This is a genomic window from Burkholderia lata, assembly GCF_000012945.1.
GTDB lineage: Bacteria > Pseudomonadota > Gammaproteobacteria > Burkholderiales > Burkholderiaceae > Burkholderia > Burkholderia lata.
Window position 1 is genome coordinate 572,671 of record NC_007509.1, and the last position, 11,819, is coordinate 584,489.

15 protein-coding genes and 1 pseudogene are annotated in these 11,819 nt (G+C 67.7%); 12 read left to right on the top strand and 4 right to left on the bottom strand.

The window, feature by feature from the left end; translation table 11 throughout:
- The first annotated feature begins 2 nt into the window (after positions 1-2).
- Positions 3-1,370 carry a sigma-54-dependent transcriptional regulator gene (locus BCEP18194_RS02420; RefSeq protein ID WP_011349703.1) on the top strand — a complete coding sequence of 456 codons (1,368 nt, stop codon included), beginning with the start codon at positions 3-5 and terminating at the stop codon, positions 1,368-1,370.
- 38 nt (positions 1,371-1,408) lie between these two features.
- Positions 1,409-3,715: a hybrid sensor histidine kinase/response regulator gene (locus BCEP18194_RS02425; RefSeq protein WP_041492440.1), complete on the top strand. Its 2,307-nt coding sequence runs from the start codon at positions 1,409-1,411 to the stop codon at positions 3,713-3,715.
- A gap of 115 nt (positions 3,716-3,830) precedes the next feature.
- On the opposite strand, the gene BCEP18194_RS02430 is transcribed toward BCEP18194_RS02425, so the two are convergent.
- Both BCEP18194_RS02430 and BCEP18194_RS02435 read right to left on the bottom strand, forming a co-directional pair.
- Positions 3,831-4,262, bottom strand: a complete 432-nt coding sequence (locus BCEP18194_RS02430) for a CBS domain-containing protein (RefSeq protein WP_011349705.1) — start codon at positions 4,260-4,262, stop codon at positions 3,831-3,833.
- A gap of 79 nt (positions 4,263-4,341) precedes the next feature.
- The gene (locus BCEP18194_RS02435) at positions 4,342-4,575 is read right to left on the bottom strand and encodes a hypothetical protein (protein WP_041492441.1); all 234 of its coding nucleotides are present in this window, start codon (positions 4,573-4,575) and stop codon (positions 4,342-4,344) included.
- A 159-nt stretch (positions 4,576-4,734) separates the two neighbouring features.
- Between BCEP18194_RS02435 and BCEP18194_RS02440 the strand changes: the two genes are divergently transcribed.
- The 6 genes from BCEP18194_RS02440 (at position 4,735) to BCEP18194_RS02465 (ending at position 8,061) form a co-directional block, all read left to right on the top strand.
- On the top strand, positions 4,735-5,040 hold the full coding sequence (locus BCEP18194_RS02440) for a hypothetical protein (protein WP_011349707.1): 306 nt from the start codon (positions 4,735-4,737) through the stop codon (positions 5,038-5,040).
- A gap of 168 nt (positions 5,041-5,208) precedes the next feature.
- Complete coding sequence (locus tag BCEP18194_RS02445; protein ID WP_011349708.1) at positions 5,209-5,517, top strand: hypothetical protein; 309 nt, start codon at positions 5,209-5,211, stop codon at positions 5,515-5,517.
- A 226-nt stretch (positions 5,518-5,743) separates the two neighbouring features.
- A complete protein-coding gene (gene rpoN / locus BCEP18194_RS02450; protein WP_011349709.1) occupies positions 5,744-7,204 on the top strand; it encodes an RNA polymerase factor sigma-54 in 1,461 nt (486 codons plus the stop codon).
- Positions 7,205-7,281: 77 nt separating this feature from the next.
- On the top strand, positions 7,282-7,470 hold the full coding sequence (locus BCEP18194_RS02455) for a DUF3008 family protein (protein ID WP_011349710.1): 189 nt from the start codon (positions 7,282-7,284) through the stop codon (positions 7,468-7,470).
- Between the two features lie 46 nt (positions 7,471-7,516).
- Positions 7,517-7,678, top strand: coding sequence for a DUF1328 domain-containing protein (locus tag BCEP18194_RS39080; protein WP_011349711.1), 162 nt, complete (start codon positions 7,517-7,519; stop codon positions 7,676-7,678).
- On the top strand, positions 7,675-8,061 hold the full coding sequence (locus BCEP18194_RS02465; protein WP_011349712.1) for a DUF3022 domain-containing protein: 387 nt from the start codon (positions 7,675-7,677) through the stop codon (positions 8,059-8,061). The genes BCEP18194_RS39080 and BCEP18194_RS02465 overlap by 4 nt, the downstream gene beginning before the upstream one ends.
- Before the next feature lie 154 nt (positions 8,062-8,215).
- Here the strand turns inward: BCEP18194_RS02465 and BCEP18194_RS02470 are convergent.
- A pseudogene (locus BCEP18194_RS02470) lies at positions 8,216-8,434 on the bottom strand (cation:proton antiporter); the annotation flags it as partial.
- 68 nt (positions 8,435-8,502) lie between these two features.
- On the opposite strand from BCEP18194_RS02470, the gene BCEP18194_RS02475 reads away from it, so the two are divergent.
- The 4 genes from BCEP18194_RS02475 to BCEP18194_RS02485 all read left to right on the top strand — a co-directional run bounded on the left by BCEP18194_RS02475 (position 8,503) and on the right by BCEP18194_RS02485 (position 9,875).
- Positions 8,503-8,853 (top strand): hypothetical protein, encoded by a 351-nt coding sequence (locus BCEP18194_RS02475; RefSeq protein WP_011349713.1) that lies wholly within the window; start codon positions 8,503-8,505, stop codon positions 8,851-8,853.
- A 120-nt stretch (positions 8,854-8,973) separates the two neighbouring features.
- Complete coding sequence (locus BCEP18194_RS40985) at positions 8,974-9,114, top strand: hypothetical protein (protein ID WP_157687100.1); 141 nt, start codon at positions 8,974-8,976, stop codon at positions 9,112-9,114.
- Between the two features lie 4 nt (positions 9,115-9,118).
- Positions 9,119-9,433, top strand: coding sequence for a DUF1488 domain-containing protein (locus BCEP18194_RS02480; RefSeq protein WP_011349714.1), 315 nt, complete (start codon positions 9,119-9,121; stop codon positions 9,431-9,433).
- Between the two features lie 214 nt (positions 9,434-9,647).
- A complete protein-coding gene (locus BCEP18194_RS02485) occupies positions 9,648-9,875 on the top strand; it encodes a hypothetical protein (protein WP_041492589.1) in 228 nt (75 codons plus the stop codon).
- Positions 9,876-9,939: 64 nt separating this feature from the next.
- On the opposite strand, the gene BCEP18194_RS02490 is transcribed toward BCEP18194_RS02485, so the two are convergent.
- Positions 9,940-11,553: a Fic family protein gene (locus tag BCEP18194_RS02490; protein WP_011349716.1), complete on the bottom strand. Its 1,614-nt coding sequence runs from the start codon at positions 11,551-11,553 to the stop codon at positions 9,940-9,942.
- Between the last annotated feature and the right edge of the window lie 266 nt (positions 11,554-11,819).

Here is an 11,819-nt window from a genome sequence, read left to right on the forward strand (position 1 = left end):
CGATGCCCTACGTCCTGATCGTCGAAGACGACGCCGATACGCGGACAATGCTCGCAGCGCTCGCGCGCACGCAGCAGCTGTCATGCGATACGGCCGCGACGCTGGAAGAAGCGCGCACGCTCGTCGCGACCCATACCCCCGATCTCGTACTGTGCGATCTCGTGCTGCCGGACGGCAACGGGATGGAGCTGTTCGACGTGCTGCCGAAGCGTTCGCACTGCGAAATGGTACTGACCACCGGCCACGCGAGCCTCGAAACTGCGATCGACGCATTGCGGCGTGGCGCGACCGACTACCTCGTGAAGCCACTCAACATGCAGCGGCTGAACAGCATCTTCGCGCGCGTGCCGCGCACCACGGCGCTGCATGAGGAAATCGCCGAGCTGCGCGGGGAATTGCAGCGCCTTGGCCGCTTCGGCCGCATGCTCGGCAGTTCGCCCGCGATGCAGGCCGTCTACGACGCGATCGGCCGGGTCGCGCGCACCGAGGCGTCGGTGCTGCTGACGGGCGAATCGGGCACCGGCAAGGAGCTGGCCGCGCAGACGGTGCACGACCTGAGCCTGCGCCGGCGCGGCCCGTTCCTCGCGGTGAACTGCGGCGCGATCGCCGCGAACCTGGTCGAGAGCGAGATGTTCGGCCACGACCGCGGCAGCTTCACGGGCGCGGAGCGCCAGCACAAGGGCTTCTTCGAACGGGCGGACGGCGGCACGCTGTTGCTCGACGAGATCACCGAGATGCCGCTCGAGTCGCAGGTCAAGCTGCTGCGCGTGCTCGAGACAGGGCGCGTCACGCGGCTCGGCTCGACGCGCGAGATCGACGTCGACGTGCGCATCGTCGCGGCGACCAACCGCGATCCGGAAGCCGCGATGGCCGACGGCAAGCTGCGGCCCGACCTGTTCCACCGGATCAACGTGTTCCCGATCCCGCTGCCGTCGCTGCGCGAGCGCGGCGACGACATCCCGATGCTGGCCGATGCGTTCCTGCAGCAGTTCAACGCCGACAGCGGCCGGAACCTGCGCTTCGCGCCGGCTGCGCGAGAAGCGCTGAAGACTTATGCATGGCCGGGCAACGTGCGCGAGCTGCGCAACTTCGTGCAGCGCGCGAGCATCTTCAGCGACGCGGACGTGATCGATTCGCTGCCGCCGCCGATCATGGACGAACTGTCGAACCTTGCCGATTCGCACGAGGATCGCGTGACCGTGCCGTTCGGCACGCCGCTCGACGAAGTCGACCGGCGGCTGATCCTCGGCACGATCGCGCAATGCGGTGGCGTGAAGGCGCAGGCGGCCGAGGTGCTCGACGTCAGCCTGAAGACGATCTACAACCGGCTCGCTCAGCTCGAAGACGAAGCGGACAAGCCGGAGTCCTGATGCCGCATCGACCGGACCAGCCACGAGGCGCGCGACCGATGTTCGACACGTCGCGGATACGCGCCGGCAATGTCATCACGGCCGTGATGCTGGTCGCGATCGCGACCGTGCTGCAGGCGCTCGCGATCCGCTTCGGTGGCGTGAACCTGCCGCTCGTCCTGTACTACCCGCTGCTCGCGGGCGCCGCGTGGGCGACGTCATTCCTGTTCGGGATCGTTTCGACGGTGATCAGCGGCATGCTCGTGTGGACGCTGTTCCTGTCCGATCCGGCAGCCTATTCGGAGCCGCTGCCCGAGCGGCTCGTGCGGCTCGGCACCTTCGTGCTGGTGGGCGCACTGGTGTGCGCGGTCGCGGCGATGCTGCGTCACGCGCGCCTCACGAACGACGCGGCGCTGCGCCGTGAAGCGGCCGCGCGCCGGCGGCTCGAAGCGGTGCTGCAGGCGCTGCCGCACGGCGTGATCGCCACCGATACGAACGGGCGGCTCACCTATCTCAACGCCGCCGCGGCCGCGCTGGTCGGTTGCCCGCCGGGCGACGCGACGGGCCGGGCGGTGCGCGACGTGCTGCGGGTCGTCGATCGCGATGGCCGGCGCGTGCAATCGACGCCGCTCGATCTAGCGCTCGGCGGCGCGGGCGTCGTGTCGGATCGCCACTGGCTGCAGGTGGAGGGCGGCGAACCGGTGCCGATCGTCGAGGTCGCGGCGCCGCTCGGCGATGCGGACGGCAACGTCGACGGCGCCGTGCTGCTGCTGCGCGACGCCGGTGCGGACCGCTCGCGGGCCGACGCGTCGCGGTTGCAGCGCGCGGTGGTCGATGCGTCGCCGGACGCGATCGTCGGCATCGATACCGACGGCCGCATCGTCAGCTGGAACCCGGCCGCGCAGCGCATGTTCGGCTACGACGACGCGCATGCCCGCGGGCGCACGTTCGAATCGCTGGTGGCGATGCGCTGGCTCAAGCGCAAGCCGCTCACCGAATCGTTCGACGACATGCACGAAGCGGTCGGGCCGATCGACCTGCTGTGCGTGCGGCGCGACGGCCGGCGCTTTCGGGCGACCGTGTCGGCGGGGCCGGTGCGCAGCGACGCGCGTGCCTGCGTCGCGCTGTCGCTGACGTTGCGCGAATCCGGCGCACAGCGCCGCCGCGACCTGCGCGCGCAGCGGTCGTTGCGCGGCGCGCGCGTGGCGCGCGACCAGGCGGCGACGTCGAACCGGTTGAAGGACGAATTGCTCGCGACGGTGTCGCACGAGCTGCGCACTCCGCTGAACGTGATCTACGGCTGGGTCGAGGTGCTGCGCAATTCGGGCGACAGCGCGCTGCAGCAGCAGGCGATCGATGCGATCGACCGCAGCGCGCGCTCGCTCACACGCATGGTCGGCGACATCCTCGATGCGTCGTCGCTCGCCACCGGCAAGCTGCAGCTCGACGCGATGCCGGTGGACGTCGTGCGGCTGTTCTCCGATTCGGTCGGCGCATTCCAGACTGCCGCGTCGTCGGCCGGCATCGTGCTGGAGTTCGACTGTGCGGCGTCGACCTGCGTCGTGTCGGGCGATGCCGAGCGATTGCGGCAGATGCTGTCGAACCTCGTGTCGAACGCACTCAAGTTCACGCCGGCCGGCGGCAGCGTGACCGTCGGGCTCGCGCGCGACGACGTACGGGTGGTGCTGACCGTGTCCGACACGGGGCAGGGGATCGTGCCCGCGTTCCTGCCGTACGTGTTCGACATGTTCCGCCGCGCGGACGATTCGCCCGCGTCGTCGCGGCGCGGGCTCGGCCTCGGGCTGTCGATCGTCCGGCATATCGCCGAGCTGCACGGCGGCAGCGTGACGGTCAAGAGTGCGGGACGCAATCGCGGCGCGACGTTTACGGTGACGCTGCCGGTCGGCTGGCAGCCGATCGGCGCGATGGCGTGGGGGAATGCGCACGCGAACGGGCATCGCGACCCGCCGATGCTCGATACGCAACGCATCCTGATCGTCGACGACGATGCGACGACGCGCGAGAGCCTCACCGCCGCACTGACGACGTTCGGCGCGGCCGTCGCGATCGCGTCGACAGGCCGCGAAGCGCTCGCGGTGGCCGCCGACCTGCGGCCGACCGTCGTGCTGTCCGATCTCGCGATGCCCGACGGAGACGGCTTCTGGCTGCTCGACGCGTTGCGGCACGCCGGCATGAACGGCGGCGGTGCGCCGCCCGCGATGCGGGTGCTGGCCGTGACCGCGCATGCGGGCCTGGCCGACGAACGCCGCGCGCTCGAGGCCGGGTTCGACGGCTATCTGTGCAAGCCGGTCGACGTGCGCGAACTGGCGGACAAGATCGTGCGCGTGACGAAGCACGACGGCTGACGCCGCGGCCATTCATCGTTGTCGTTCCGCTGTCGCGACGGCCTGTATCGCTGATGCGGGGCCGACCTTGACCGGACGCCTGCAGGCTGCATCTCGCGCAGCAATCGGCGCTCCGTCACGTCCGCCTCGGCTGCGACACGCCTTCGAGCGTGTTCGCGACGTCGTCGCGCGCCGGGCCGGCCGAACGCGTCGCGATGTCCGCGAGCGACAGCATGCCGACCAGCCGCTTGTCGTGATCGACGACCGGCAGGCGCCGCAACTGCGCGTCGGCCATGTAGTGCTGGATCTCGTCCAGCGAATCGTCTTCGAAACACCATTCGATCGGGCCCGACGCGACTTCCTGAATCCGCGTCTCCGGCGGCTTGCCGGCCGAGATCGCGCGCACGGCGAGGTCGCGGTCCGTCACCATCCCGACCAGGCGGTTGTTGTCACACACCGGGAGCGCGCCGACGTCGTAGCGCTCCATCAGTTGCGCGGCATGGCGGATCGAATCGGTCGGCGCAATGCGCACGACGTCCTGCGACATGATTTCGTTGACACGATGCATGGCGTCCTCCTTGTGGGCCGGGTGAGTCGATTCGTCGGTGGATTCGGCCAACCGCATGCCGTCCGGCACGCGTGACCGGTCATGTGCCGCCGCGTTCGCGCGGGTCTTGCCGCGGCTTTTCCTCATGCGAATCGGGCGGCGTATCGGGCGGTGCATCGGGCTCGATACGCGTGACGCCGCCGGTCGCCGGCGGGTCGCTCGCGGGAAACGTGTCCTCGAGCTGCTGGTCGATATGGCGTTCCGAATGGCGCGTGCGCGTGCGGTCCTCGTGCTTCCGCGGCGGCGACGGGTCGGGCCGGGTCGAATCCTTCATGGCAACGCTCCCTGCAAATGACAATGACGCGAACATTTCCGCAACCGCCATGCCCGGGTTCGTACGCGGCACGGGATTTGCCATGTCGGGCGATGACGACGATGACGACCACGCGCGTCGCGACCGGTGCCGGTCGCGCGCACATCAAGCGGAGACACGATGACGATTCCGAAACGGCGACAGGGCGTGCGCTACGAACTCAACGTTTGCGGCGGCGGTTTTGATTCGGTAAAGAGCCACTTCGAGGAATGGAAGCACGAGCCGCTGATCTACCGGCCCGAGCGCCGGATGTTCGAAGGCAAGGCCGACGTGCGGCCGCTCGGCGACGAGACGTTCGGCTCGACCGAGCCCGCGCGGTTCGCGCTGCAGCGCGCGTGCGACCCCGCCGATACGTATGCGCTCGCGGCACGCGTGCGTGACGATGGCCGAGACCTGTGGCTCGTGATGGCCGCGTACGACGCGTAACGACGCATGGCGGCGCGCAGGCAGGCATTCGCGGTGACGGGTGTGCTGAACGCCCGGCGCACCGCAGGTCGGCGCGTGTGGCGCGCAAACGGACGGCACGCGGATTGCGGACTCGCCGGGACTGACACAACCGGTTCCGCGCCCGCCGCGGACTTCAGGAGAATTGCGATGAAACGGATCCGCACGATATCCGCGGGCCTGTGCGCGATGGCCGCCGCATGCGCGCTGGCCGCGTGCACGCAGCCTGCCCCCTACGGCGCGCGCGGTGCGCCGCCCGCGCCGCCCGACGGCCACGCATCGCCGCCCGGCACGACGATGCCTGATGCCAACACGCGTTACGAGACGCGCCCGTCGCCGGGCAACATGATGCCGCAGGGCGCGGCGGGCGGCGAACCGGCCGACGTGCCGCCACCGGGCCCGAACGGCGTGCAGGGCGACCCGCCGCCGCCGCGCATGCCGCCGCCCGCGCAGTACTGAGTCGATCCACGGCCGGCGCGTGACGGCGTGATGCGCGAAGCGCGTGCCCAAAACGCGTGCCCAAAACTTGCCGCCGGCTTGTAAAAAAGCGGCCCTGGCGCGCTGAAAATCGGGGTGCGAACCCGCGCGAACCGCAGCACGGGGTGATCGACCCCCTTGGCATGGAAGCTGCATGAATCCTGGCTGAATACGAAGCGAAACCCGTGAAACGTCAGGAGGACCATCGATGTCCGTCTCGCTTTCGCTGCAGATGCGACAGCATCTTGCACTTACGCCGAGGCTTCAGCAGTCGCTGCGGTTGCTGCAGTTGTCCTCGCTCGAATTTCAACAGGAATTGCGTCAGGCGCTCGATCAGAATCCGTTTCTCGACGACGGCCAGGGTGACGAGGAGCCTGCCGCCGACGCACCGGGGCCGCAAGCCGAAGCCGCCGCGCCCGACGCGGTGCCCCCGGCTGACGAGGTTCGCCAGCCGGACGGCGACGTGCCTGAAGTGCCCGAGGTGTCCGAAGTGTCGTTGACGGCCGCGCCCGCGACGCGCGGCACGAGCCGCCAGGGCGACGAGTCGGGCGGCCTGTCGCCCGGCGAATGGCTGGCTGCGGAACCGTCGCTGCATCAGCAACTGCATGACGCGTTGCGGCTCTATCAGCTGAACCGGCGCGACCGCGAGGCCGCGCGCATCGTGATCGACGCGCTCGACGACGACGGCTACCTGCGCCAGGAGCTGGTCGAACTGCTGGTCGCGGCCGACCCCGCGCTGCTGTTGTCGGAGCAGGATCTCGCGGTCGCGCTAAGGCTCGTGCAGATGCTCGACCGGCCCGGCATGGCCGCGCGCTCGCTGTCCGAGTGTCTCGTGCTGCAACTCGACGCGATTCCGGCCGGCACGACGGCGCTCGCGGAAGCGAAAGCGATCGCACGCGAGCATCTCGAACGGCTCGCGCGCCGCGAGACGGCCGAGATCCAGCGGCGGATCGGCTGCAACCCGCAGACGCTGCAGGCCGCGTGCGCGCTGGTGCGCGGGCTCGACCCGCGCCCCGGCAATCATTACGGCAGCACGCGCGGCGACTACGTGGTGCCCGACGTGATCGTGCGCCAGGTGCGCGACGACTGGATCGTGACGATCAACCCGGCCGTGCTGCCGCGCGCACGGTTGCACGAACGCTACGCGACGCTGTTCGCGCAGTCGAGCGGCGAACGCGATTCGCCGCTCGGCCAGCAGTTGCAGGAAGCGCGCTGGCTGATCCGCAACGTGCAGAAGCGCTTCGACACGATCCAGCGCGTCGGCGAATGCATCGTCGCGCGACAGCGCGATTTCTTCCGCTATGGCGAGATCGCGATGAAGCCGCTCGTGCTGCGCGACATCGCCGAGGAGCTCGACCTGCACGAATCGACCGTGTCGCGCGCGACGGGCAACAAGTACATGGCCACGCCGCATGGCACGTTCGAGTTCAAGCATTTCTTCCCGCGCAAGCTTGAGGCGGCCGGCAAGGGCGTGTGTTCCGCGGCGGCCGCGAAGGTGCTGATCCGCGACATGATCGCGGCCGAGCGGCACACCGATCCGCTGTCCGATGTTGCGCTCGCGCACAACCTCGCGGGCCGCGGCATCCTGCTTGCGCGTCGCACGGTGACGAAGTATCGCCAGGCGATGAAGATTCCGCCGGCCGACCTGCGGCGCCGCGACACCGCATGACGGCTGCCCGGGCGAGCCCCGCTCGCGCGCGTGCCGACCGTCGCGTCGACGCGCGCGCCCACGACAGGAGCGCAACCATGCCAGCAAAATCGCAAGCGCAGCAGCGTGCCGCGGGGGCCGCACTGTCGGCCAAACGCGGCAAGACGAACATGAAGGACCTCAAGCCGCCGGCGCAGTCGATGGCCAGGTCGATGAGCGAAAAGGCACTCGAAAAAATGGCGTCCACGCCGAGGCGTGGCAAACCGGAGCACAAGCACGATGCGTGAACGGCGACGACGTGTCCTGACCACTGCTGCCATCCAGGAGGTATCCATGCTTCGATACGCGGTTATCTTCTTCATCATCGCGATCGTCGCGGCCGTGTTCGGCTTCGGCGGCATCGCGGCTGGCGCGGCCGAGATCGCGAAGATCCTGTTCTACATCTTCGTCGTGATCTTCCTCGTCACGCTGCTGCTGGGCGTCGTGCGACGATGAGCGGCGCACCCGGCCGGTCGCAGCGCATCGCGGAGCTCGAGCATGCGCTCGCGAACGGCTTCCCGTCGCAGTCGACCGTCGTCGTGCATGCGGACGACGCATCCGGGCGGCTGACGATCCAGGTGTCGTGGGTGCGGGTGCCGTCCGACGAGGACGCGCGCGAATGGCGTTGCGCGGTCGACCTGCGCTTCGATCCGGACGTGATCACGCGCTATGCATCGCTCGGCGCGGACGACCGGCTGCGCGTGCGCACGCATCTGTGCGACAGTGCGCGGCGCGCGGTGGACGAGCGCAAGCCGCGCGTCGAGGAAGCGGCGATCGAATGCAACGTCGCGCTCGACGTGACGCGCGCCGAACTCGACGAGGCGCTGCGCGCGCCGTGACTCGAGGGCCGCTGGTGGGTGGCGGCGCGGCGATTCGCGTGGCCGTTGCCTTCACGAACGCGGCGAGCGTATGTCGATGCTTCCCTCAACCACCCCGACGCCGCCGCTTGCGTGGCGGCTCGATTACGCGGCACGGCGCGTCGTCATGAACGCATCAGCGCCGATGCTGCAGCCGGTGATACCCGTTCATCAGCGGCGTCGCGGAGATCCCGTGCGCGATCACGGACGCCGACACGACGGCCAGTACGGGCGCCGCGAGCGGGCGCACGGCGTCGGACGGCCCGTGTTCGAGCGCGAACGGCAGGTAGTAGAACGAGCCGATTCCCCGGATGCCGAACCACGCCATCAGCCGCTGCGCAAGCGTCGCGCCCGAAGGCGGCACGGGTGTTGCTGGAGAACACGGGCAGGACATGCGATCCCGCCACTACGCAGGAGGACATCATGCAATCGCATTCCCGGATCTGGCTGGAAAACGACGAGCTCGACAACGACGCCGACGATCTCGATACGACGGTCCATGTGGACGTCGCCACGGGCAGGATCATGTTTCAGGCGGCGTGGGCGGAGGCGGCCGACCCGCCGCCCGAGACCGTCGGGCATTCGGTCGTGCTCGTGCTCGATTGCGACACGATGGAGCGCTACGCGGATCTCGACGAAGGCACGCGGATGCGCGTGCACGCAATCCTGCACGACACGGTGGAGGACTTGCTCGACCGCCTGCCCGACGAACACGTGACGCTGACGATCGAGCTCACCGATGCGATGCTCGACGCCGCGCGCCGTCTGCAGTAACCGCGTCGAGCGGCCATGTGAGACTTTCCGCACGAAGGAGCTTGCGGGCATGCGGCTTGCTGTGCGATCGGTACGGTGCGGTACGACACGGCGCATGCTGTCACGCCGATGGAGGGTCTCATGAGCAGCAGGCTGGATCATTGCAAGGTAGCCATCGTCGCGGTCGGCGATTTCATCGAGAAGGCCGGACTCGGCGAACTTCGACGTGTGCTCGCGGCCGAAGGCGCACGGGTCGATCACGTCGTGGCGCGGGGCGCCTGAAACGATGCCGGCCGATTCCGCCCGCCGCGTGTCGCTGGTCGACGAGCCGCCCGTGTTCGACGGTGCCGAGCTGCAGTTGCATTTCGTCGTCGACGTCGATGGCGAACTGCAAACCTGCGCGATCACGGTCGAAGCGCTGGAAGACCATTTCGGCGCGCAGTCTGCGCTGGAGGCCGACTTGCGCGATGCGTTCGAGCATGGCCGCGCGCGGATCGAAGCCGCATGCGCGGAAGCGCTGGCCGAAGGCAACGGCAGCGTGGTGCTGCACAGCGGCGATTTCCGTGCGCCGGCGGGCCTGTCCCGGTCGCGGCGATCCTGACCCGACTGCGGTTGCCGCCGCGTCGTGTTCCGACCCGCGTTCGGCATTACACGCCATTGAAAACTTTGCACCGGCCGCCGGCCGCCACTGGGTGCCACATCGCGCGGCACGCAGGCAGCGCCGGCGGCGGACGCATCGCGCAAACCGGCACGATCCCTGCATGAGTTTTTATGCGCCGGTGCGCACCTCGCGCAGCCGCCAACGGGAAACGAGCATGCTGTCCGCCCATGAATTCGCCACGCTGTTACTGGTGCATCGCGCACCGGAGCAGCTCCAGATCGACCGCGAGGATGTCGTCGCGCTGGTCGAACGGCACTTGATCGTGATGCAGTACGACGACGCGTCGGGCGAGCGCCGGCCGGTGCTGACGGCCGACGGGCTGTCGCTCGTGCGGTGCGTGCAGCGCAACGACGCGAGCGAGCCCGACGTCACCGACGCGTGACGGGCGGGTGCTGAGTTTGCCACGTGGCGGGTTGCCGACGGGAGCGTGGTGGTGAGGTCGGGTGTTACTGTCCCGCCGGTCGTTCCGGACGGTAGCGATCGACGATCGCGGCATCCGTGGAATCTCCGTTACGAAAGGCTGAGGATACGGCTTCGACGATCGCGGGCCAGATACCGGGCTGCTGCAGGATGGGCATTTCCTTCGCGAGAACGTTGCTGAGTTGTCCCTGGTTCTGCTCGATCGAGCGCAGTACACGGTCGGCTTGATGATCCGGCATTTCCACGATTTCCTTGAGCACCTGCCGAGCCAGCGCGTGGCTGCGCAAATAGCGCGATTCCTCGCGCATGTGTTCGGTCAGTGTGCGTTTGACGATGTTGGCGAGGTATTGCACATGCGGACTGAGGTCCGGGTACCGCCACAGCGGCATGGCCAGTCCTGCACCATCGAATGCGAAGTTGGATACGACGCCGTCAGGATAGGTTGTCTGTGCGGCGTCGAATACGATGTGATCTCGCACATGCTCCATGAGCGGCGCAGACACTTGGTCCAGTACCCTGTCGTAGCCGCGGCGTTCGCCCGCGTCGTCCATGATCACGGCGGAAATAGGCAAGATGACCGGCTCCGGAATGACACCGTCCCGACGGAGAACATCGTTGATCAGGAAGCGGTGGACGCGGCCGTTTCCGTCCGCCAGCGGATGCACGTAGACGAAACCGAAGGCTGCCACCGTGCTGCGCATGACCGATGATTGACCGGAAGTGCGTGCCAGGAATGTGCGAAGGCCGTCGAGCATGGCCGGTACATCCTCCTGCCCCGGTGCGACATAGTGCACGACCTCGTTAAAGCGGACGGTTTCCCCGACGAATACGGGCGACTGCCGGAAGCCGAAGTGCGTGAGCGTGGTTCGCTCACCGAGAATTTCCCGCTGCAACTCTGCAGCAGCATCGTCCGACAACGGCTGTTCGCCTTGGGCGGTACGCCGGGCCATGACGTCCGCGAAGCGCTGAATGCGGGAAGTACGGTCGGCTTCCCCTTCGATGGCGAAACTGGCCTTGCTTTCCCTCAATGTCATCCAGGCCGCCGCCCGCATAAGCAGATCCTCACCGAATTCCGCCGCGAGATCGGCGAACAGGCGCGGCACGTTCAACTCGGCTGCCTCCATGAAAGAGGCTGTCTTTACAAGGGTCGGGCAGAAGTAACGTGTTCCGGGAAGATTATCGTTCACCCGCCACCGCGGATTCTTCACGATGCGGTCGCGTGACGAGGTGACGACTTTGGCGTCGTCAAGCACGTCGACATAGTTGCCGCCCAAGCGCTCCGGAACGCTCAACTCGCCGTCGGTGAGCCATTCGTAAAGAAAGGCGGCGCGGCGCGCATACTGCCCGGTTGGCTCGGAGTCGATCCAGTCCTGGACGAATCCGGGGCCAGATTGCGCGAACAAGCGCGCCAGAAACTCCAGTTGCGGCACCTCGTGGCGCAAGTGAAACTGAAGGTGCGCGGCGATATCGCCCGTTGGGCGCATCAGTTCCGGGTAGGTCTCGAGCCGATAACCGTCAATGGTTTCGGTGGCACGCCGACCGCCGATGCGACTAAGCACCGGAGGCCGAGCCATCGGCGCAACGTCGCAGTTTGCGATCAACCATGCGGTACCGATTGGATCGTCGGGCAATTCAGCCATATGAAAGCTCCTGTTGGTCGGCCCAGCCAATGCGCAAAACCGATTATGGAAGCTCGTTTCGGGCGCAAATCGATTTTGGATGTGTAAAAACGATTATACGCAGGCCGTTTTGCACAAATTCGATTTTCCTCTGGTGATTTAGGGAACGATCAAGGTGTGTGCCGCTCGCGACTAAACGCAAACGCCGACCGTTGCATGGAGGGAACTGTCTCCCGTATCGATGATGGGACGACGATCTCCCGGCGTTTCATCAGCCGGGAACGAGC

What these genes read in the sequence shown, in the direction of transcription:
- BCEP18194_RS02420 (WP_011349703.1), top strand. Translation starts at nt 3, where the DNA reads ATGCCCTACGTCCTGATCGTCGAAGACGACGCCGATACGCGGACAATG.
- BCEP18194_RS02425 (WP_041492440.1), top strand. Translation starts at nt 1,409, where the DNA reads ATGTTCGACACGTCGCGGATACGCGCCGGCAATGTCATCACGGCCGTG.
- BCEP18194_RS02430 (WP_011349705.1), bottom strand. Translation starts at nt 4,262, where the DNA reads ATGCATCGTGTCAACGAAATCATGTCGCAGGACGTCGTGCGCATTGCG.
- BCEP18194_RS02435 (WP_041492441.1), bottom strand. Translation starts at nt 4,575, where the DNA reads ATGAAGGATTCGACCCGGCCCGACCCGTCGCCGCCGCGGAAGCACGAG.
- BCEP18194_RS02440 (WP_011349707.1), top strand. Translation starts at nt 4,735, where the DNA reads ATGACGATTCCGAAACGGCGACAGGGCGTGCGCTACGAACTCAACGTT.
- BCEP18194_RS02445 (WP_011349708.1), top strand. Translation starts at nt 5,209, where the DNA reads ATGAAACGGATCCGCACGATATCCGCGGGCCTGTGCGCGATGGCCGCC.
- rpoN (WP_011349709.1), top strand. Translation starts at nt 5,744, where the DNA reads ATGTCCGTCTCGCTTTCGCTGCAGATGCGACAGCATCTTGCACTTACG.
- BCEP18194_RS02455 (WP_011349710.1), top strand. Translation starts at nt 7,282, where the DNA reads ATGCCAGCAAAATCGCAAGCGCAGCAGCGTGCCGCGGGGGCCGCACTG.
- BCEP18194_RS39080 (WP_011349711.1), top strand. Translation starts at nt 7,517, where the DNA reads ATGCTTCGATACGCGGTTATCTTCTTCATCATCGCGATCGTCGCGGCC.
- BCEP18194_RS02465 (WP_011349712.1), top strand. Translation starts at nt 7,675, where the DNA reads ATGAGCGGCGCACCCGGCCGGTCGCAGCGCATCGCGGAGCTCGAGCAT.
- BCEP18194_RS02475 (WP_011349713.1), top strand. Translation starts at nt 8,503, where the DNA reads ATGCAATCGCATTCCCGGATCTGGCTGGAAAACGACGAGCTCGACAAC.
- BCEP18194_RS40985 (WP_157687100.1), top strand. Translation starts at nt 8,974, where the DNA reads ATGAGCAGCAGGCTGGATCATTGCAAGGTAGCCATCGTCGCGGTCGGC.
- BCEP18194_RS02480 (WP_011349714.1), top strand. Translation starts at nt 9,119, where the DNA reads ATGCCGGCCGATTCCGCCCGCCGCGTGTCGCTGGTCGACGAGCCGCCC.
- BCEP18194_RS02485 (WP_041492589.1), top strand. Translation starts at nt 9,648, where the DNA reads ATGCTGTCCGCCCATGAATTCGCCACGCTGTTACTGGTGCATCGCGCA.
- BCEP18194_RS02490 (WP_011349716.1), bottom strand. Translation starts at nt 11,553, where the DNA reads ATGGCTGAATTGCCCGACGATCCAATCGGTACCGCATGGTTGATCGCA.